At 65.9% G+C, this 20,186-nt stretch carries 20 protein-coding genes; 5 read left to right on the top strand and 15 right to left on the bottom strand.

The window, feature by feature from the left end:
* Positions 1-3: 3 nt before the first annotated feature.
* Positions 4-1,968: a TonB-dependent receptor domain-containing protein gene (locus GWI72_RS16625; RefSeq protein ID WP_161709387.1), complete on the top strand. Its 1,965-nt coding sequence runs from the start codon at positions 4-6 to the stop codon at positions 1,966-1,968.
* 649 nt (positions 1,969-2,617) lie between these two features.
* Here GWI72_RS16625 and copM read toward each other — a convergent pair.
* From copM to GWI72_RS16555, 14 genes are all read right to left on the bottom strand, one after another.
* Positions 2,618-3,022, bottom strand: a complete 405-nt coding sequence (copM, locus tag GWI72_RS16620; RefSeq protein WP_209000161.1) for a CopM family metallochaperone — start codon at positions 3,020-3,022, stop codon at positions 2,618-2,620.
* Positions 3,023-3,083: 61 nt separating this feature from the next.
* Positions 3,084-3,545, bottom strand: coding sequence for a hypothetical protein (locus tag GWI72_RS16615; RefSeq protein ID WP_161709386.1), 462 nt, complete (start codon positions 3,543-3,545; stop codon positions 3,084-3,086).
* A 736-nt stretch (positions 3,546-4,281) separates the two neighbouring features.
* Entirely contained in the window at positions 4,282-4,965 is a 684-nt protein-coding gene (locus tag GWI72_RS16610; protein WP_280116599.1) for an XRE family transcriptional regulator, read from the bottom strand.
* 103 nt (positions 4,966-5,068) lie between these two features.
* Positions 5,069-5,341: a type II toxin-antitoxin system prevent-host-death family antitoxin gene (locus tag GWI72_RS16605; protein ID WP_161709384.1), complete on the bottom strand. Its 273-nt coding sequence runs from the start codon at positions 5,339-5,341 to the stop codon at positions 5,069-5,071.
* A gap of 60 nt (positions 5,342-5,401) precedes the next feature.
* Entirely contained in the window at positions 5,402-6,436 is a 1,035-nt protein-coding gene (locus GWI72_RS16600; RefSeq protein WP_161709383.1) for a trans-3-hydroxy-L-proline dehydratase, read from the bottom strand.
* 11 nt (positions 6,437-6,447) lie between these two features.
* A complete protein-coding gene (locus GWI72_RS16595; RefSeq protein WP_161677116.1) occupies positions 6,448-7,551 on the bottom strand; it encodes a cis-3-hydroxy-L-proline dehydratase in 1,104 nt (367 codons plus the stop codon).
* Between the two features lie 27 nt (positions 7,552-7,578).
* Complete coding sequence (locus GWI72_RS16590) at positions 7,579-8,580, bottom strand: 4-hydroxyproline epimerase (RefSeq protein WP_161709382.1); 1,002 nt, start codon at positions 8,578-8,580, stop codon at positions 7,579-7,581.
* A gap of 16 nt (positions 8,581-8,596) precedes the next feature.
* On the bottom strand, positions 8,597-9,850 hold the full coding sequence (locus tag GWI72_RS16585) for an NAD(P)/FAD-dependent oxidoreductase (RefSeq protein WP_161709381.1): 1,254 nt from the start codon (positions 9,848-9,850) through the stop codon (positions 8,597-8,599).
* Between the two features lie 26 nt (positions 9,851-9,876).
* Positions 9,877-11,313, bottom strand: a complete 1,437-nt coding sequence (locus GWI72_RS16580) for an aldehyde dehydrogenase family protein (RefSeq protein WP_161709380.1) — start codon at positions 11,311-11,313, stop codon at positions 9,877-9,879.
* Between the two features lie 172 nt (positions 11,314-11,485).
* Complete coding sequence (locus tag GWI72_RS16575; RefSeq protein ID WP_161677120.1) at positions 11,486-12,379, bottom strand: dihydrodipicolinate synthase family protein; 894 nt, start codon at positions 12,377-12,379, stop codon at positions 11,486-11,488.
* Positions 12,380-12,438: 59 nt separating this feature from the next.
* Positions 12,439-13,161 carry an amino acid ABC transporter ATP-binding protein gene (locus GWI72_RS16570; protein ID WP_161677121.1) on the bottom strand — a complete coding sequence of 241 codons (723 nt, stop codon included), beginning with the start codon at positions 13,159-13,161 and terminating at the stop codon, positions 12,439-12,441.
* Positions 13,158-13,826, bottom strand: coding sequence for an amino acid ABC transporter permease (locus GWI72_RS16565; RefSeq protein ID WP_161677122.1), 669 nt, complete (start codon positions 13,824-13,826; stop codon positions 13,158-13,160). The genes GWI72_RS16570 and GWI72_RS16565 overlap by 4 nt, the downstream gene beginning before the upstream one ends.
* Before the next feature lie 11 nt (positions 13,827-13,837).
* A complete protein-coding gene (locus GWI72_RS16560; RefSeq protein WP_161677123.1) occupies positions 13,838-14,500 on the bottom strand; it encodes an amino acid ABC transporter permease in 663 nt (220 codons plus the stop codon).
* A gap of 135 nt (positions 14,501-14,635) precedes the next feature.
* Positions 14,636-15,448 (bottom strand): ABC transporter substrate-binding protein, encoded by an 813-nt coding sequence (locus GWI72_RS16555; protein ID WP_161709379.1) that lies wholly within the window; start codon positions 15,446-15,448, stop codon positions 14,636-14,638.
* Between the two features lie 150 nt (positions 15,449-15,598).
* Between GWI72_RS16555 and GWI72_RS16550 the strand changes: the two genes are divergently transcribed.
* The 4 genes from GWI72_RS16550 (at position 15,599) to GWI72_RS16540 (ending at position 19,211) form a co-directional block, all read left to right on the top strand.
* Entirely contained in the window at positions 15,599-16,258 is a 660-nt protein-coding gene (locus tag GWI72_RS16550) for an FCD domain-containing protein (protein WP_161677125.1), read from the top strand.
* Positions 16,259-16,332: 74 nt separating this feature from the next.
* Positions 16,333-16,743 carry a hypothetical protein gene (locus GWI72_RS19945; RefSeq protein ID WP_179956195.1) on the top strand — a complete coding sequence of 137 codons (411 nt, stop codon included), beginning with the start codon at positions 16,333-16,335 and terminating at the stop codon, positions 16,741-16,743.
* A 291-nt stretch (positions 16,744-17,034) separates the two neighbouring features.
* A complete protein-coding gene (locus tag GWI72_RS16545) occupies positions 17,035-17,562 on the top strand; it encodes a YcnI family copper-binding membrane protein (RefSeq protein WP_161677126.1) in 528 nt (175 codons plus the stop codon).
* Between the two features lie 86 nt (positions 17,563-17,648).
* The gene (locus GWI72_RS16540; protein WP_161709378.1) at positions 17,649-19,211 is read left to right on the top strand and encodes a CopD family protein; all 1,563 of its coding nucleotides are present in this window, start codon (positions 17,649-17,651) and stop codon (positions 19,209-19,211) included.
* A gap of 27 nt (positions 19,212-19,238) precedes the next feature.
* On the opposite strand, the gene GWI72_RS16535 is transcribed toward GWI72_RS16540, so the two are convergent.
* Positions 19,239-20,177 carry a DMT family transporter gene (locus GWI72_RS16535; protein ID WP_161709377.1) on the bottom strand — a complete coding sequence of 313 codons (939 nt, stop codon included), beginning with the start codon at positions 20,175-20,177 and terminating at the stop codon, positions 19,239-19,241.
* Between the last annotated feature and the right edge of the window lie 9 nt (positions 20,178-20,186).

The raw sequence follows: 20,186 nt of genomic DNA, 5'->3' as shown, positions 1-20,186 counted from the left end.
CACATGACCAGACACACCTCCCGGTTCCGGCCATTCCTCCTTGGCACCGCTCTTTCGGCCGTGGCCGTGTTGCCGGCTGTGGCCCAGGACAACACCCCCGTCCAGGACCTGCCGACGGTCGTGCTGCGCACCTACGCCAAGAACGACAAGTCCGATGCCCATGCCGGGGCCGCAGACCGGGCCAACTCGATCTACATCGACGAGCAGGACATCAAGGCCGCCGGCCTTGGCGACATGAAGGACCTGTTCGCCGGCCAGGCATCCGTCACCGTCGGTGGCGGCATTCCGATCGCCCAGAAGGTCTTCGTCAACGGCGTTGACCTGCTCAATCTGGCCGTGTCGGTCGATGGCGTGACGCAGAACAACCGCGCCTTCCACCACACCACGGCCACCACCCTTGACCCGGAGCTGCTGAAGTCCGTTCGTGTCGACCCGACCGTCGCCCCCGCAGACGCCGGCGCCCACGCGCTGGCCGGTGCCGTCGAGTTCGACACCGTCGATGCCGGCGACCTGCTGGCAGCGGACCGCAGTTTCGGCGCCTATGGCCGGCTGTCCTATGACACCAACGGCAACACCTTCACCCAGTCTGGCGCCGCTTACGGCCGCCACGCCGGCTTCGAGCTGCTGGGTTACGTCAAGAACGCCAAGGGCCAGGACTATGATGCCGGCAACGGCCGGCGCATGCGCGGCACCGCCGCCGACCTGCAGAGCTTCCTGCTGAAGGGGGCCTACGAGAAGGACGGCCACCGGCTCGAACTCTCCGGCATGCGCATGATCGACGACGCCATGCGCCCCTGGCGCGCCAACTTCGGCGCGCTCATCGGGGGCCGCCCGACGCCGCTGCTGCGCCGCTACGACACCGACCGGCAGAGCTATTCGATTCGCTACGAGGGCACGGACAACACCGGCCTGTGGGATCCGACGGTCCTCATCGGCTTCTCCGAAAACCACATCGACGTGCCGCAGCCCTTCGGCAGCAAGGGCAAGTCGAACACGCTGAACGGCAAGATCGAGAACACCTTCCACTTCAGCGAGACCAACGCCCTCACAGCCGGCGTCGACTTCTACGCCAAGACCGGTCGCTACAGCGACCCGACCAGCCGCCTCACGGAAAAGTCCCGCAATATCGGCCTTTATGCCCAGGAGCGCCTGTCGGTCACCGACCGGATCGAGCTGTCCTTCGGGGCGCGTGCCGACTTCCAGACCTTCGAGGGCGTCAACCGCCAGACCCGTGACCAGGCTGGCGTGAGCGGCAACGCCTCCGTCCGCTACGAGGTCATCGACAACCTGTTCCTGAAGGCGGGCTACTCGAACGTCTTCGGCGGCATCGTCATCGAGGACAACTACACCTTCTCGCCGCGCTGGACCTATGCCGCCCTGCGCCCGGCCCGCGCCCAGAACGTGGTCGGCGGCATCGAATGGCGCCACGAGGGCTTCTTCGCCAACGCCGAGGTCTTCCGCACCGACTTCGACAACGCCCGCAATGGCATCAAGACCGATGACTTCATCACCCAGGGCTTCAATCTGGGCGGTGGCTGGAGCTGGGGCAACGGGGCGATCAAGGCCACCTACTCCAACACCGAGATCGAGGTGAACGGCAAGAAGACCGGCGGCTACGAGGCGCTCGACTACGGCGCGCCGCTCGGCCAGGTCATTGCCGTCGAGGCCCAGCACAGCTTCGTCGATTACGGCGTCACCATCGGCGGCCGGCTCGACATGGCGCTGGACTACAGCGGATCGATCGGCGCGGAAGATGCCACCCGCAAGCTCAAGGGCTATCAGGTGTTCAACATGTTCCTGCAATACGAGCCCGTGCAGTTCGCGGGTCTGGAGCTGCGTCTCGACGCCAAGAACATCTTCAATGCCGACTACGCCGACCGCGGCACCTATGGCGGCGAATACGCCAGCGTCCAGCAGCTGAAGGAGCCCGGCCGCAGCTTCCTGTTCACGGTCAAGAAGACCTTCTGATCAGGCACAGTGGCATGGCACAAACGGACCCGCGCCCGCGCGGGTCCAAGTCCTCACCATAACGGCAGGCCTTTCCCGGCCTCCTCCCCACCGCGGCAGAGTTTTCCCAGCATCATCCCCTCCGCCGTCACCCCGGGCGCAGCGCAGCGGAGACCCGGGGCCTACTCGTTCGCAGAGCGGGAGAAATGGTCGCGGCACTGCAAATGCTCGTTTTCCAGCAGAGGCAACGCAATGCCCGCATCGCCGTTCTGGAAGCGAGTAGGCCCCGGCTCTCGCGATGCTCGGCCGGGGTGACATCAAGTGGCGCGGCGATGAGTTCGACCCGCGCCAACTCGGGTCCGGATCATTCTGTCACAGCGGCCCCCGCGGCGCCTTCCCAACCGAGGTCACCCCGGGCGCAGCGCAACAGAAACCCGGGGCCTCCTCGCGGCCAGAGCGACAAACGTGATCCAAACGCTCCCGCAGACTTGCGCATCAGCAAGCCTCGCCCGAGGCACCGCCTCGGTCCCCGTCACGGCTCCGCAAGCAACCAGCCCCAGGCTCTCGCTCCGCTCGGCCGGGGTGACATCAAGCGGCGCGGCGCTGACGACAGGCACCAGTTCCGAGGCCCCGACCGGATGCCGGGACCCCGGGTGCTGTCAGGCCCGGATCACTCCGCACCCTTTTCCTTCAGCCAGGCCTTCATGAAGGCGATTTCCTCTTCCTGCGCCTTCACCACGGCTTCGGCCAGCGCCCGGATCCTGGGATCCGTGCCATGCGCCAGCACCACCTTGGCCATGTCGACCGCGCCCTGATGGTGCGGGATCATGCCTTTCACAAAGTCGATATCCGCATCACCCGTGAAGGCGATGGACATGTCCCTGTGCATCGCGTCGTTGATGGCCTGATAGGCCTTGGTGGACGCACTGGCGCTTTCTGATCCGGCCGCCGGCATCCCATGCCCGCTGTGGTCCTGCACGGCAGGTTGCGCGGGCGCCGGTCCGTCGGCAAGCGCGGGCAAGGCACCCAGACCAAGCGCAAAGGCAAGGGCGGACACGGCATAAATCTTCATCATCTCGATGATCCTTTTGGATTGAGCAGAAACTCCGTGGCTCTGGCCACGGCTCAAGCAAAGATCAGGCGAGAGATTTGGGGGGCGGCGGTTCGCAGGCTGCGCCCAGGCCGGCCACGTCGGAGTTGCCTGCCGGCCAGGTGACCAGTTGACAGGAGGCAGGCGCGTCGGCGGCCAAAAACGACGGCGCAAGAAAGCTGGAAGCCATCATGCAGAGGGTGACGCAGAGGTCATCCATCTGCGCCGGCGGACAGCACGGAGGGTTGGCGGAAGCCTGCAATGCCGCGTCAGCGCTCAGGCTTGTCGGCGCTTTCGCCCCGTCTGCCTGGTACATGCCGACATGGCGCATGCCGACATGGTGCATGCCGGGGCCGGGATGATCCATGCCGACATGGGCAAGGCCATCCCCGGCGGGCCTTCCCGGTCCCGCGGCCTGCCCGGCCTGAAACGACAGACAGACCAGCGCAAGCACCAGACCGGCGGCCAGCAGAAACGCAATCGAGCCCTGTTTGACGGCAGTGACCATGGCCAGACCCTAGCCTGTTTCGCCGGCCAAGCGCAACGCCCGGCCCGACGGCCACCGCCAACAGCGCTCGATCCTCTCGCTCGTCCTCCCGGGCGAGAGCGAAGCGAAGACCCGGGACCGGAGAGCCAAGGTTATCCGGGACCACCTCCAAGCGTCAGCTACCAGCGCGCCTCTCCCCCCTTGAGGGGGAGATGTCCGCGCAGCGGACAGAGGGGGGCATCAGCGCCTCGGTAGACGGGACGCCAGCGATCGTCGAGCGGCATCCGCCCGTCCGCAAGTCAAAGGTCCTTCGCCTGTCCGTCCGCTTCGCAAGCGACCCAGTAGCCGGCGGCGCGGCGCCAGATGGAGGCGTAGGCGCGGCGATCAGGAAATGGTCACGCACCGCGCAGCCGCTGCCGACCTGCATCCGCTTCATGGGCCGAGCATTACCCATTACATCGTCGCAATCGCCAAAATGAGAAACTAGCTTGGAAAGCCTACAATCTCGTCCGCGCTCATCTTGAGGCAGCAAACGCCAAAGAGCGCAACGAAGCAGCACGTCATAAAGTATGCGATTTGCATCAATGCTCTTGTTGCAGATGAGCATCGTAACGCCAAATCCTATTCATTCCCGTTGCTCAAATGAATGCCTCGTTTCGCGCTTTTTTCGAAAAAATTTTTCCAAAATATCAAAAAAATCCGGATAGAGAAAAACTAGCTACCCGGCAGGTTTTCGACTCTCTAGTTTGATTGAGGTTTACAGTGAAATCACAATGTACTTCACAATGGCTTTCACGGCCACCGTCTCATCCTCCCCATTGAGAAAAATCGGCGCCTGCCATTTCGGGTCTATGCTCTCAGGCCAGAGTTCGTATTGCCCATTTGCGCGCTTCACTCTCTTCGCAGTGACCTCGCGCAATCCGCCCTCACGCGACTGGGCTACAATGACCAAATCGCCCTCGCGGATCGCAAGTCCAGCTCCTACCGCATCCAAACAGACCAAGACCGAGCCATCCGGCGCGATCTTGTTGAGAGAAGTGCCTCGCACCTTGAGTGCGTATACATGATCGGCAGACAATTTAGTGTCAGGGATAAAATCAAGCCAATCAGTGGGTTCAGAGCGAAGGGGATCAAAGTCGAGCCATGAACCTGCGGCTACCTCGCCCTTCACAGGAAGCCGGCGAAACATTGTCTTGTGCGGTGCCAGGTCAAGAGGCACCCCGCCAGATGTCACCATCTCGCTCGGGGGCAGCATCAATTCGTGAGGCGAGACGCCAAGCGCCGTCCCCAACCTGGCGAGCCAATCAACAGTCAAACGTCGGTCGCCGCGCTCCAGCTTGGAAATCTCACTGACATTCGTGTTCGCAAGCTCTGCGAGTTCGGCTTGCGTCATCCTCCGAGCCCTTCGGTGCTCTTTTAGAAAAAATTTTTTATCAGTCATAATTAGAGGACAACCTCTAAGAAAATACGATTAAACACAGTTTAAGAAAAATTATGGGTTTTGTCTTGGGAAATTTTTCCAGACGTTAGTACTGCCCGCTCCATCAGTCATCGTCCGGCGCGTCGGCCAGGATCTCGGCAAGCTGGCGCTCCAGAAGCTCGAGATCTTCCTGCGGCGCCGTGTCGAGTCGGTGCGCGGTGCGCCCAGTCCCGGATCGGGTCGCGGCACTTGCCGCAAGAAGCCGTTCGTATTCTGCGACCGACAGCAGCACAAGCCGGTCCCGACCGCGCTTCTGCAGCGTCACAGGGGCTGCGAGCGCCGCATCCAGCACTTCGCCCGGCTGCCGGTTGACGTCTGAAAAGCTGAACTTGCGCATTGGTCGATCCATGCAAACTTCGTCATACGTATTTTGCATGATTTACGAAATTTACGCAACTCAAGTCAGCTTCTTCGGCCAGGTGTCCGACAGCCGGTAGCCGGCCGGCCAGGGGTCGTCCGGGTCGAGCATCAGCTGGCTCGTGCCGGTCACCCAGCCACGGCCGGAAATCTCCGGCAGGATCGCGGGCTGGCCCGCGACGGTCGTCGTCCCGGCGATGCGGCAGTCGAAGGTCGAGCCCAGCACCGAGATGCCGGTGAAATGATCGCCCGCCCGCATCTCGCCCCTTGCCGCCAGAACCGCCATGCGGGCGGAGCAGCCGGTGCCGGTCGGCGAGCGGTCGAGCTTGGCCGGCTGGATCGCCACCGTGTTGCGCCCGACCAGCCGGTCGCCCTGCCGCTCCACCGGCAAGGTGAGCTGACAGAACGAGATGTGGTTCCAGTCGGGGTTGAGCGGATGCGTGAAGCCGAGCTGTTCGTTGGCCGCCCGGGTGATGCGCACGCCGGTTTCCGCCAGGTCGCGCGCCTCATCCGGCACGATCTCGAACCCGAGCGCGCGGGCGTCGGTGATGACGAAACTGTCGCCGCCATAGGCCGTGTCGACGGTGAGCGTTCCGAGCCCTTCCACCTCCAGCGGCACGGATAATTTGCCGGCAAAGGATGGCACGTTGGTCACGTAGATCCGCTCCGCCTTGCCATTGCGGCAGACCGCCCGGACCTCCACCGGTCCGCCCGGCGCTTCCAGCACGAAGCGCGTTTCCGGCTCCTGCATCGGCACGATGCCGGTGTCGAGCAGGACGGTTGCCACGCAGATCGAGTTGGATCCGGACATGGGCGGCGTGTCCTCCGGCTCCATGATGATCCAGCCCATGGCCGCACGCGGATCCTTCGGCGGGACGAGCAGGTTCACATGCCGGAACACCCCGCCGCGCGGCTCGTTCAGCACGAAGTTGCGCAAGGCCCCGTCGCGGGCGATGAAGCCGCGCTGCTCCCAGATCGTCTCCCCCGGCGGCGGCGCGACGCCGCCGACGATCACGTCCCCGACCTCACCTTCGGCATGGCAGGTGACCACGTGGATGATCTTGCTCGTCCGCATCTCAAGGCTCCTCAGGCGAACCGCAGCACCGGGTCCCCCAGCGCCTCGAAGTCCGGCTCGATGCCCAGTCCCGGTCCGGCCGGTGCGGTCATGGCCCCGTTCACCCGCTGCGGCGCCCCATGGGCAATTCGCTTGGTGCCGTAGGAGTTGAAGTCCGTCGCCGAGAAACAGAACTCCTCCGGCGTCGACTGGGCGAGATGGGCGATTGCCGCCGTCACGATATCCCCGCCCCAGGTGTCCTCGATGGTCATGGCGATGCCATGGGCGATGCACAGGTCCCGCATCTGCCGCGCCTTGGTCAGCCCGCCGACTTTCGAGATCTTCAGGTTGATGACGTCCATCGCGTCATCGCCAATCGCCCGGACCAGCATGTTCACGTCGGTGACATTCTCGTCCAGCACGAACGGCCGTGCCGTCCGCCGGCGGATGGAGAGGCATTCCTCGTAGGTGAGGCAGGGCTGTTCGATGTAGACATCGAGATCGGCAACGCTTGCCGCCACCCGCGTTGCCTCATGCCGGGTCCAGCCGGTGTTGGCATCGGCAACGAGGATATCGGTCGGCTCCAGGATCGCCCGGGCAGCCCGGATGCGGGCAATGTCGTCGTTGGCGTCGCCGCCGACCTTGAGCTGGAACTTGGTGTAGCCCTCGGCGCGATAGCCGGCGATGTTTTGCGCCATCTTGTCGGCAGACTGCTGCGAAATGGCGCGATAAAGCTGCACTTTCTCCTGCGCCACACCGCCCAGAAGCTTCACCAGCGGCATGCCCGCGACCTTGCCCAGAATGTCCCAGCAGGCAATGTCGAGCGGCGCCTTCACGTAAGGATGACCGTTGAGACTGGCGTCCATCGCGCGGTTGAAGGTGGCCAGATCTGTCGGGTCGAGCCCGATCAGCTTCGGCGCCAGCTCCTCCAGTCCCGCCCGGACACCCTTCGCATAGGAGGGCAGATAGGCCGACCCGAGCGGGCAGCACTCGGCATAGCCGGTGATGCCGGCATCGGTGTCGATGGCCACGACGGTGGCGTCAAAGACCTCGACATAGTTGCCGTTGGACCAGGAATAGCGGCCTTCCTTCAGCGGCAGATCCACCTGATAGGCCCGGATGGCGGTGATGCGCATGGGTCAGTCCCTCCCGATCTTGAGACCTCAAACCACAACGAAACCATGGGCATAGGGGTCGCGGTCGTCGATCATGATGGTGTTGTAGCCCGTCACCCGGGCCCAGCCGGCGATGGTCGGGATGATGCCGTCATGGCTCCCCACCTTGACCGCTTGCCTAACCCCGCCCTCGAACATCGAGCCGATGATGCTCTCATGCACGAAGCTGTCGCCGACCTTCAGCTGCCCCTTGCCGAACAGATGCGCCATCCGGGCGGACGTGCCTGTTCCACAAGGGGAACGGTCGATCGCCTTGTCACCATAAAACACCGCATTGCGGGCATGGGCCTCCGGCTGCGTCGGCTTGCCGGTCCACTGGATATGCGACAGGCCCTTGATGTCCGGCTTTTCCGGATGCACGAACTGATACTTGGCATTGAGCGCCGCCCGGAGCTTCGGACTGAAGCCGATCAGCTCGCCGGCCGTGAAATCGCCCATGTCCCTGAAGACCGCCTGCGGCTCGACGATGGCGTAGAAATTGCCGCCATAGGCGACATCCACCGTCACCTCGCCCAGCCCCTCCACCTCGGCGGTAAGGCCGGTGGCGTGGAGGTAGGACGGCACGTTGGTCAGGCGCACCTTCTCGACGAAACGGCCCACCTGCTCGTACTCGGCAATCACCAGCCCTGCCGGCGTATCCAGCCGCACGACACCCGGCGTTCTTGGCCGGATCAGGCCATTTTCGATGGCAATCGTGATGGTGCCGATGGTGCCATGGCCGCACATCGGCAGGCAGCCGGATGTCTCGATGAAGAGAATGCCGACATCACAATCCTCCCGCGTCGGCGGGTAGAGGATCGAGCCGGACATCATGTCATGACCGCGCGGCTCGAACATCAGTCCGGTGCGGATCCAGTCGAATTCGGCGAGGAAATGCGCCCGCCGTTCCAGCATGGTCTTGCCGGAGAGGAGCGGTCCGCCGCCGGCCACCACACGCACCGGGTTGCCGCAGGTATGTCCGTCGATACAGGTAAAGGTGCTCACTGCCATGGCAGTCTCCAGAGGATCAGAACCGGTCAGGCCGGAACGGGCTGAGGTCGATGGGCGGCTGGCGCTCGAGCACCAGATCCGTGACAAGCCGCGCGGTCGCGGCCGATTGGGTGAGGCCGAGGTGGCCGTGCCCGAAGGCGAGGATGACGTTGCGCGCCCGCGGACTGCGGCCAATCACCGGCAGGCTGTCGGGCATCGACGGGCGCGACCCCATCCACTCGACGCCGCCTTCGGTCCGGAGGCCCGGCATGAACCGCGCCGCCTTGGCCAGCATGTGTTGCGAGCGCCTGAAATTGACGGGGGCGGAAAACCGCGCCAGTTCCGAGGCCCCGCCAACGCGGACGCCCTGTGCAAGCGGCGTCACCACAAAGCCGTGCCCGCCGAAAATCAGCTGTCGCTTCAGATCGAAAGCCCCGGCCAGCAGGGTCGTGTTGTACCCACGCTCGGCGATCAGCGGCACGTCCGCGCCAAGGCTGGCGGCAAGGCCCCGGGACCAGGGCCCCGCCGCCAGCACCACGTGGCGGGCGGAAAGGGTCGCACCGCCCGTGAGCCGGACCTGTTGCAAGTCACCGCCGCCGATGATCGCGGTGACCTCGCCGCGACGGACCTCGACGCCGAGCGTTTCCGCTGCCCGGGCCACCGCCAGCGCGTAGTCGCGCGGATCGGTCACCGTCTTCCAGCCAGGTACGAAGGTTGCCCGGATGAACTGCGGCGACAGGCCGGGCTGCAGCTCGGCGAGCCCGCGCTGATCGAGATGCTCGAAGGCGATGCCATAGCGCTCCCGCCAGGCCCAGCCTTCCAGGGAGGCGCGGAATTCGCCATCACTTTCATAGAGTTGCAGCGACCCGTCGGCGCGCACGAAGGCGCCCAGACCGGCCGACGCAACGAGGCTGTCGCACTCCCGCGCCGCCAGCGTGTTGAGCGCGCCCTGCGCCGCCGCGCTGGCCTCCACCCGGTCCGGCAGGCTGGCGCGGAAGAAGCGCAGCAGCCAGGGCAGCAGGTAGAGCGCCTCGCGCGGCGGGATCGCCAGCGGGCCCAGCGGATCGAGGAGCCATTTCGGCGCCTTGAACAGGATGCCGGGCGAGGCCAGCGGCAGGATGTCGGAAAAGGCGAAGGCCCCGGCATTGCCGCGGCTTGCCTCGTTGGCAAGCTCGCCCCGCTCCACCAGCACGACCTTCCGCCCGGCCTCCGCCAGACGGAAGGCGGCCGAGAGGCCGATGATGCCGCCGCCCACGATCACGACATCGGTTTCGACATGCTCCGCGGTCATGATCGCGGCTCCTCCCGTTTCCGCGTTCAGGGCTGGGTGTAGGCGGTCTTCACCGTGGTGTAGAACTCGGCCGCATAGCGGCCCTGTTCCCGCGGACCGAAGCTCGACCCCTTGGTGCCGCCGAACGGCACGTGATAGTCGACGCCCGCGGTCGGCAGGTTGACCATGACCATGCCGGCCTGCGCCTTCGCCTTGAAATCGCTCGCATATTTCAAGGACGTGGTGCAGATGCCCGACGACAGGCCGAACTCGCAGTCATTGGCGACCGCAAGCGCCTCGTCATAGTCCTTGACCCGGATCACGCTGGCGACCGGACCGAACACTTCCTCCCGGTTGATGCGCATGCCGGGCGTCGTCTCGGTGATCAGCGCCGGCGCCATGTAGAAGCCGGGCTTCTCGCGGTTGAGCCGCTCGCCGCCAAAGGCCACCTTGCCGCCCTCACCCCTCGCTATGTCGACATAGTCGAGATCCTGGGCGAGCTGGCGTTCGTCGACCACGGGGCCGATCTGCGTTGCCGGATCAAGCGCATCGCCGACGACCAGCTTCTTCAGCGCCTCGGTCATCCTGGCGACGAAGCGATCGTGGATGCCCTCGGTGACGATGAGGCGGCTGGAGGCGGTGCAGCGCTGACCCGTGGAGAAGAAGGCGCCGTTGAGCGAGGCGGCGACCGCAATGTCGAGATCGGCGTCATCCAGAACCACCATCGGGTTCTTGCCGCCCATTTCGAGCTGCACCTTCTTGAGGTTCTCGGCGCAGGCACGCGCAATGCCCCGACCGGTCGGAACGGAGCCGGTGAAGGACACTGCCTTGACCTTCGGATGCGAGGTCAGAACCGGCCCGATGTCCGAGCCCTTGCCGCCGACCAGGTTGAACGCACCGGCTGGCAGGCCAGACCGGGAGATGATCTCGGCCAACGCATGCGCCGAGCCCGGCACGAGTTCAGCCGGCTTCAGCACCACGGTGTTGCCATAGGCAAGCGCGGGCGCAATTTTCCAGGCGGGGATGGCGATGGGGAAGTTCCACGGCGTGATCAGGGCGACGACGCCGACCGGCTCGCGGCGCACATCAACCGTCACGCCGGGGCGGACGGACGCCAGGACATCACCGGTCTGGCGCAATGCTTCGCCTGCAAAGAACTTGAAGATCTGGCCGGCCCGCATCACCTCGCCACTGCCCTCGGCGAGGATCTTGCCCTCCTCGCGCGACAGCAGCCGGCCCAGCTCCTCGCGCCGCTCCAGGATCTCGGTGCCGATCCGGTCCAGGACATCAAACCGCTGCTGCGGTGTGGAGGCCGCCCACAGCGGTGCTGCGGCATGCGCCGCCTCGACCGCCGCCTCGGCCTCGGCGCGCGAGGCCCGGGCCGCCGTGCCGATCACATCGCGGGTATCCGACGGATTGATGTTGGGCGACTGGCTCGCACCTTCGCTCCAGCTGCCAGCGATGAAATTCCTGAACTCCGTCATGGGACTGACCTGTCTATCCTGTTGGAACTGCTGATCCTGCCAGCCTATCCGTTTCGTTTGCGCCGCGTCGAGACGGCAATCGGCGATGTCGCCGACGAGGCTCCCCCACCCCCGTCCCCTCCCCACGAGGGGGAAGGGGTGGGGCTGGAGCGGCCATTGCTCCACACGTCGCTTACACGGCCGGCAGCGCCGGGCGGCAGGCGATGGCGTCGCGGATGACCTTCTCGACCTTCGCACGGCGCTCGCCCGACAGCGGCATGCGCGGCATGCGGCAGCGGTCGTTGGAGCCCAGCGCGTGGACTTCGGCCAGCTTGATGTTCTGGACGAGATAGGTCGAGACATCGAGGTCGAGCAGCGGACGGAACCAGCGGTAGATCGCCAGCGCCTCGGCCGTGCGGCCGGCCTGCATCAGCCGGTAGATCGCCACCGTCTCCTTCGGGAAGGCGACGACAAGGCCTGCAACCCAGCCAGTGCAGCCGACAGCCAGCGCCTCGAAGGCGAGGTTGTCGACGCCGGTGAAGACATCGAACCGGTCGCCGAAATGGGTCAGGATCTCGGTCGCGCGACGGATGTCGTCGGAGGATTCCTTCACCGCCACGAAACGGGCATCCTTCGCCAAGTCTTCCATGATCGGCACGGTGACATCGACCCGGTAGGCAACGCGATTGGAATAGATCATCACCGGCAGGTCGCCAGCCTCCGCCACGGCCTTGAGGGTGGCAACCGTCTCGGCCGGGTCGGTGTGATAGATCGTGCTCGGCACCACCATGAAGCCATCGGCCCCAGCCTTGGCAGCCTTGCGTGCCAGATTGGCAGAATCGCGCGTTGCAGCTTCCGCGATGGTCATCAGCACCGGCTTGCCGCCAGCCACGCCCTGCGCGGTCTTGAGCACGGCCAGCCGCTCGTCCTGCGACAGCATCGAGCCTTCGCCCAGCGAGCCGCAGACGATGAGACCATCACAGCCTGCCTCCATCTGCAGCGCGAAGCAGCGCTCCATTTCGGCATGATCAAGCGTGTCGTCAGCGTTGAACTTGGTCGTGACGGCAGGGAAAACACCAGTCCACATGGATCTCTCGTCCTTGTCTTTCAATCAGCTAGTTGGGGTGGGCGCTGCGGCGATCAGGCTCACAGCACGGATTTGAGGAAGTCGATGGTCTCGGGCTTCTTCGGGGCGCCGATCACCTCTTCCGGGGCGCCGATCTCGTGGATCAGCCCCTTGTGGAAGAAGGCGACGCGGTTCGACACTTCGCGGGCGAAGCGGATTTCATGGGTGACGACGATCATGGTCATGCCCTCGGCCGAGAGCATGCGCATCGTGTCCAGCACCTCGCCGACCAGCTGCGGGTCAAGCGCCGAGGTGACCTCGTCGAACAGCATGTAGTCCGGCGACATGGCAAGCGCGCGGGCGATTGCCATGCGCTGCTGCTGGCCGCCGGACAGACGCGAGGGCATCACCTTGAGCTTGTCGCCGAGCCCGACGTGAACGAGATGCTTCTCCGCGATCTCGTTCGCCTCGCGGGCCGACAGGCCGAGCACCTTGCGCGGCGCGAGGGTCACATTCTCCAGTACGGTCAAATGCGGGAAGGCGTTCCACTGCTGGAACACGATGCCGATCTTGCGCCGCAGCTTGTTGAGGTCGGTGCCCTTGGCATGGACATCGATGCCGTCAACGCGGATATGGCCCTTCTGGATCGGCTCCAGACCGTTGATGCACTGAAGCAAGGTCGACTTGCCGGAGCCCGATCCGCCGATGATGGAGACGACCTCGCCCTTCTCCACCTGCATGGTGACGCCCTTGATGACCTCGAGCGAACCATAGGACTTGTGTACGTTTTCGATCTCGATCATTGGTCTGCCTTCAGGCTGTCGTCGGCCCAGCGGCGTTCAAGGAACGCGCCGAGACGGGAGACGGGGAAGCTGATCACGAAGTAGATGAGGCCGGCAATCGCGAGCACCAGCAGCGGCTCCTGGATGCGGGTGATGACGATCTGGGACGAGCGCAGCAGTTCCGCGATGCCGATCCACATCACCAGCGCGGTGTCCTTCATCACGCCGAGCGTCAGGCCGATCCAGCCCGGCAACGAGACGCGCAGGGCCATGGGGGCGACGATGCTGGTGAGGTCCTGCCAGTAGGTCATGCCCAGCGAGCGGGCGGCACGGCGGGTGGTTGCGGGCACGGCCAGGATGCCGCCGCGCACGATCTCGGTGCAATAGGCCGCCGTGTAGAGGCCAAGGACCACCGCGCCGACCACGAAGGGCGACCAGTCGAGCCCGAGGATGCTCTTGCCGGAGTTGACCAGCACCAGCTGGATCAGGAGGGGCACCGAGCGCAGGACATCCAGCACCGCGCCGATGGGGACATTCACCCAGCCGGGCAGCGACGCCCGGGCCCAGCCGAAGACGACACCCAGCACCGTGCCGATGGCAACCGCCACCACGGTCAGCTGGATGGTGAGCCAGGCTCCCTTCAGGAGGAACATCAGGTCGTTGGAGGAGAAAGCCGTGTCAAGCATGGTCCGCCTCCTCAGGTCCGGAACAGGCGCCAGCCGATGAGCCGGGCCGCAAGGATGGTGAGCTTGGCCATGGCGTAGTAGAGCACGGCGGCCAGGGCGAAGAATTCAAAGGTGCGGAACGTGCGGGCATTGAGTTCCTGCGTCACGCCGGTCAGGTCGGAGGTCATGCCGACGATCACGCCGAGCGAGGACATCAGGATCGACCAGACCATCTGGTTCGTCATCGGGTAGAAGACGATCCGGAACATCTGCGGCAGCACCACATGCACCGAGGCCTGCAGCGCGCTGAGGCCGAGCGAACGTGCCGCGCGGGTCTGGCTCGGCGGGATCGCCTGCAGCCCGCCACGGAAGGTCTCGGCCAGGTAGCCGGCGTTGTTGAAGGCAATGCCCGCCAGCAGCGCGCTGAAGGGATCCAGCCTGAGGCCGAACGAGCCGAGACCGAAATAGAAGAAGTAGATCTGGAACAGCGCCGGCGTGTTGCGGGCAATCTCGACCCAGGTCGTGGCGGCCGCACGCAGGGCGCGGTTGTCGGACAGCCGGCCGTAGGCGAGGACAACGGCAATGACGACGCCGATCAGCATCGCAAGGCTCGCCACCTGCAGCGTCACCAGCGCCCCGTCCAGCATCTCGGGCAGACGCCGCAAGGCCTGATTCCAGTGGAAGGTGTAATTCATGGCATCCCCCGCAGGATCCGGCACGCGGGCCGGACCGGTGACCCCGTCGCGGACGGGCCTGCAAGGCCGGTCGCAGCGGTGAGGACGATGCGGCCTGCCGGTGGGCGACAGGCCGCAAGGCTCAGGCCTGCCGCCTCAGCGGTAGACGCCCGGAACGGTGAGATCCGGCACCGGACCGCCGACCCACTTGCCCCACAGCTCGGCATAGCGGCCGGAGCGGACCTGACGGTTCACGAAGAGGTTGAGGTAGTTGATGAGGCCATATTCCTCGCGCAGCGTGATGAGCGAGGTGTAGTCGGTCTCGTAGGGTGCCTCGTCGACGATCTTGAAACCGGAATAGTTGGCCGACTTCACCGCGTCGGCAGCGACGGTCGAGGTGACGACGGTGGCCTCGATGTGGCCCTGGTCGAGGGCGAGGAACACGTCGGCCTGGTTCTGGTAGGCCTGGAAGCTGCCCTTCGGGTCGGCCCACTTCTTCATGTCGGCTTCCAGCGCCAGCGCCTCGAAGGTGGAGGACGTGGAGCCGACGCGGCGGTTCTTCAGGTCCTCGTAGCTGCTGATGCCCGTGCCTTCCTTGGTCAGGACGACCATGTTGTAGGCAACATAGGGGATCGAGAACCCGATGGTCTTGGCCCGCTCCAGCGTGTCGGAGGTCGAGGCGACCCCCACGTCCGCACGGCCGGAAATCAGCGCCGGGATGCGGTCCGGGAACGGGGTCTCGACGATCTCGGCCTCGACGCCCAGCGCCTTGGCGAGGTCACGGCAATAGTCCACGTCGAAGCCGACCGGCTCGTTGTTGGCGTCGCGCATGCCGATGGGCGGGAAATCCAGCGTCACCGCACAGCGCAGCGTCCCCGAGGCGATGATGTCGTCCAGCTTGTCTGCCTTGGCCGGAATGGCCACGAGAGCCAGCGCGGCCCCGGCCGCAAGCGCCTTCAAAATCTGCATCTCAACTCCTCCCAGAAAACGTCTTTCCCCGGCCTCCCCGCCGGAGTGAGGCGACTATGCATATATTGGATCCAATTTACAATATGAAATTATCAGATGGCACAAACGCCGCCGAATATGCTAGGAGATCTGCGAGGGAGACCTGACGCCGTGAAGCTGCAACCCGTTGATATCTCGAAGACCGCTTCGGTCGCCGACATCGTGTTCGAGGCCCTGCGCAAGGCCATCATCGAGGGCGACCTCAAGGATGGTGAACCCCTGCGCCAGGACGAGATCGCACGCCTGTTCAACACCAGCCGCATCCCCGTGCGCGAGGCGATCACCATGCTGGAACAGCAGGGGCTGGTGACGACGCAGCGCTACAAGGGGGCGGTCGTCGCCTCCATCGCACCGGATGAAGTGGCCGAGATCTTCGACTTCCGCGCCCTGGTGGAAGGCACGGTCATCCATGCAGCCGTCGGGCGCATGAGCGACGAATCGCGCCGCCTGGCGCGCCAGTGCCATGAGGCCTTCTCGTCCTCAACGGACCCAATGGCCTGGGGCGATCTCAATCGCCGGTTCCATTACACGCTGTATCAGGACAGCGGGCTGCCCTATCACCTCGGCATCGTCAACAACGCGCTCGACCGCATCGACCGCTACCTGCGCGCCCAGCTGATGCTGTCGAACGGCCGCGCCCGCGCCCATGACGAGCACCTCGCGATCCTCGAAGCCTGCGAGGCCGGTCGTGCAGACCTGGCCGCCGACCTCACCCGCCGCCATATCCTCGGCGCCAAGACGTCGCTGCTGGACCATCTGAAGCGGAAATGATGCGACCGGATTGCCGCAGCGCCGGCGCGATTTTGGCGCTTGCGCGGTGACGGCCGCCGCATTAATCGGATGTCATGATCCGTCGCATCCGATCCCCCTTGCAGAAGCTGATGATGGCGCTTGCCGCGCTGTCCTTCATCCTGCTCGGGTCGATGCATCACGGGCCGCAAGGCCTGGCCGGCGCTGCGGCTGCGGCGTCGGGCTATGACGCCGTCGATCTGGCGGCCTATGTGCTGCCGGACGGCACCCTGCCGGATCTCTGCAATCCCTCCGCGTCCGACGACGGCGGGGACCGCGCCGATGGCCCCGGCTGCCCGGCCTGCCTCCTCGCAAAGTCCGTCGCGCTCGCAAGCTCCCTGCCCCTGCCCGGCCCGGCCTTCGGCTGCGTCATCGACGCGCTGCCGGTTCGTTCCGATGCCATCGGCGAAGGGCATGGCTCCCGCGCTCCGCCGGCCCGGGGCCCTCCGCACAGCCGCACCGCCTGATTTCGCCGGACGCGCTCGCGTCCGTGCGATGTCGCCTGTCCGTCGGGACACGGCGCAGATCCGGTGACGGCAGGGACAGTCCGTCTTCCGCCCTTCCCGGTCCGCACCAGGTGCCTGCACCTGCGGCGTGACATCTGCGCCTGAACGGCCCGCGACAGGCAAGCCCCCTCCGCGGCAGACCCCTGCCGTCCGGAACGGGCGCCCGGATGCCGGGCTAACGCCGGAGCGCCCTTGTCTCAGCCTGTCCTGCGGCCCTGCCTCGCGCGGGCCCTCCCATGAGGAAACAGACCCATGAAGAAGTCGATCATCGCCGCCGCCCTGCTGGCCCTGTCCACCGCAGGCGCCTCCGCGCACGCAACTTTCGAGAACAAGGAAGTCGTCCAGAACACGACGGTGAAGATGGTGCTGCGCGTGCCGCATGGCTGCGAAGGCGAAGCGACCAATGTCGTCCGCATTCAGATCCCGGAAGGCATCATTGCCGTGAAGCCGATGCCGAAGGCCGGCTGGAAGCTCGAGACCGTCAAGGGCGCCTATGCCAACACCTACGAGAACCACGGCACGAAGGTGACCGAGGGCGTGAAGGAAATCATCTGGTCGGGCGGCGAGCTGCTGGACGAACACTATGACGAGTTCGTCTTCCGCGGTCGCTTCACCGACAAGCTCGAGGCCGACAAGGTGCTCTACATCCCGGCGGTGCAGGAATGCGCCACCAAGGCCGAGCGCTGGATCGAGATCCCGGCCGAAGGCCAGGACCCGGACTCGCTCGCCATGCCGGCCCCGGGCGTGAAGATCATCAAGGGGGGCAAGCCGGCTCACTGAGCCAGCCCCTGACGGATCGACCGGAGGCTCCCCGGAGAGACCGGGGAGCCTCAACCGATTTCCCTTCGCGCAATCCGGACCGTCCCATGCTTGCCCGCCTGCTCCTGCTTCTCGCTGTGGTCTTCATGCCAGCCGTGGCCCTGGCGCATGCGCAATTGCAGACAGCGAGCCCGCAGGAGGCGAGCATCGTCGCCGAGATGCCGGCCGAGCTGATGCTGGTGTTCAACGAGCCGGTGTCACCGCTGCGCCTTGTCTGGATCAGCCCGGACGGCAGGCAGACCGAGGTTGCCGCGCGGGCGCATGACAACCGCCTTGCCCTCGACGTGCCGCCCGCCATGCGGGACCAGGCCGGAACCCATCTGGTCAGCTGGCGCGTGGTGTCCTCCGACGGACACCCGGTGTCCGGCACCCTCAGTTTCTCTCTCGGCAGCCCGAGCGCGCCGCCGACGGCGGCCGCCCAGGCTGCTCCGGGCGGCTCGACCGCCGTGGTCTTGGCCCGCGCCGCGCTGACCCTGACGCTCGCCTTCGGGGTCGGCGTCCTTTTCGGCGCCGCGCTCTTCAGCCAGTCCCGCAGCCCCAGCGCCATGGTCGCCGCCTGGCTGACGTTTCCCGCCGGCCTCGGCCTCATTGCCGCCCATGGGCTCGACCTCACCGGCAGCCCGCTTGCCGCGCTCGCCGATCCGGCGCTGTGGCGGACTGCCCTGTCAACGCCGCTGGCGCTGACCGCCGGGCTGGCGATGGCCGCGGCGGCACTCGCCCTCGCATCCGGCCCCTCGCGTGCCGGAGCGACGCTGGCGCTTGCCCTGGCCGGCGGCAGCTTCGCCCTCTCCGGCCATGCCGCCGGCGCGGCTCCGGTCGCCCTGATGGCCCCCGCAATGGCCCTGCATGCCACCTGCGCCCTGTTCTGGGCCGGCACGCTGCCGGTCCTGTTCGTCCGCGACGGGGCAAGAACGCTGACAGCCGGGGAGCTCGCGCGCTATTCGCGCCTCGCGTTGCCGCTGGTGTCCGCACTTCTGGTCACCGGCCTGGTGCTGGCCGCCGTGCAGCTTGGCAGCCCGGAGCGGATCTTCGCCTCCGCCTATGGCGCGCTGCTGGGCATCAAGCTCATGCTGGTCAGCGGCCTCCTGGTCCTTGCCCTGTACAACCGCTTCCGGCTGACGCCGCGCCTGGCGGCGGCAACCACGCCGGACGCCGAGACAGGCGCAGGCCGTCTGGCCCGACGGACGATCGGCAGCGAGATCCTGATCATCGCCGTGATCCTCGTGCTGGTCGCCGGGTTCCGGCTGACGCCACCGCCGCGCGCGCTCGCGCCGACGACACCGGTCGAGGTAAGCCTGCACCTGCATGGCCAGGCCGCAATGGCCGACGTCCGGATCACGCGCCAGGACGACGGTCGGGTCGGCCTCTCGGTCGTGCTGATGGACGGCGACGGCGCGCCATTGGCCCCGAAGGACCTGACCGGTTCCCTGTCCAACCCGAGCGCCGGTCTTGCCGGCTTGCGGCTCGCGCTGACACGCCAGTCCGACGGGCTCTATGTGAGCGAACCGATGTCCCTGCCGCTGGCTGCCGGATGGGTGCTGCAGCTCGATGTCCTGATAACCGACTTTCAGCTGCAGAAACTGTCAGAACCGCTGCCCGCGCTGCCCTGACGTGCAGCCCCCAGCAGGCCCGGGCTGTCAGGTCGAGAGGGGGCCATCGGGCTCGGCCAGCGACTTCTTGCGCGCATTCCGGCCGATGGTATAGGACGCGGCGCCGAGCACGAGCACCGCACCGATGACCGTCGTCAGGCTCGGCACCTCGGCGTAGATCCACCAGCCGAGTCCCGCCATGATGATCAGCCGCAGGTAATGCAGCGGCGCGATGGCGGCCGTGTCGCCAAGCCGCAGCGCGGAGGTGAAGAGCCAGTTGCCGGCGGCAAAGATGAGCGCCATGCCGATGAGCAGCACCGCATCCTCCTGCGTCGGCGTGACCCAGACGAGTGACACCACCGGCCCCACCAGCGCGATCACGACCACCGCCTGCCAGAACAGCACCGTGGATGTCCGGTCATAGGCAGAGCCCAGCCGCACGGTGATCATCCCTGCCCCGCCAGCGGCCGCGCCGGCCAGCGCCACCAGAGCATAGGGGTCGAAGCCGCCGCCGAAGGGCCGCGTCATGATCAGCACCCCGACGAAGCCGATCGCGGTCGCGGTCCACCGGCGCCAGCCGACATGTTCCTTGAGCACCAGCGCTGCCAGCGCGGTTGCGATCAGCACCTCGCTCATCTGGATCGCTGTCGCATCGGCAAAGGAGATGTGCAGGATCGACGTGAGGCCGCAGGACATGGCCACGACGGCAAGGATGCCGCGCATCAGGTGCAGGCGAAAGCCGCGCGGCCGGCGGATGAAGGCCCGGTCCCGCCAGAACCACGGCGACATCAGCACCATCGCCACCACCTGCCGGACAAGGATAACCTGGACCACATGGATCGTGTCACCGACCTCCCGCATGAACACGGCCATCATCGAAAAGACGAGGAAGGACAGGACCATCAGCAGAGAGGCCACCAAATTGGGGCTCAGGCTGGCCAGCAGGCGGCGCTCGCCATCCTCTGACGGGTTCGGAACTACGGTCATTGCGGCGCC

Origin of the sequence: Pannonibacter sp. XCT-53 (assembly GCF_009915765.1) — a bacterium.
GTDB lineage: Bacteria > Pseudomonadota > Alphaproteobacteria > Rhizobiales > Stappiaceae > Pannonibacter > Pannonibacter tanglangensis.
The sequence above is the reverse complement of the archived record's forward strand: the minus strand, read 5'-3'. Positions and strand labels throughout refer to the sequence as shown.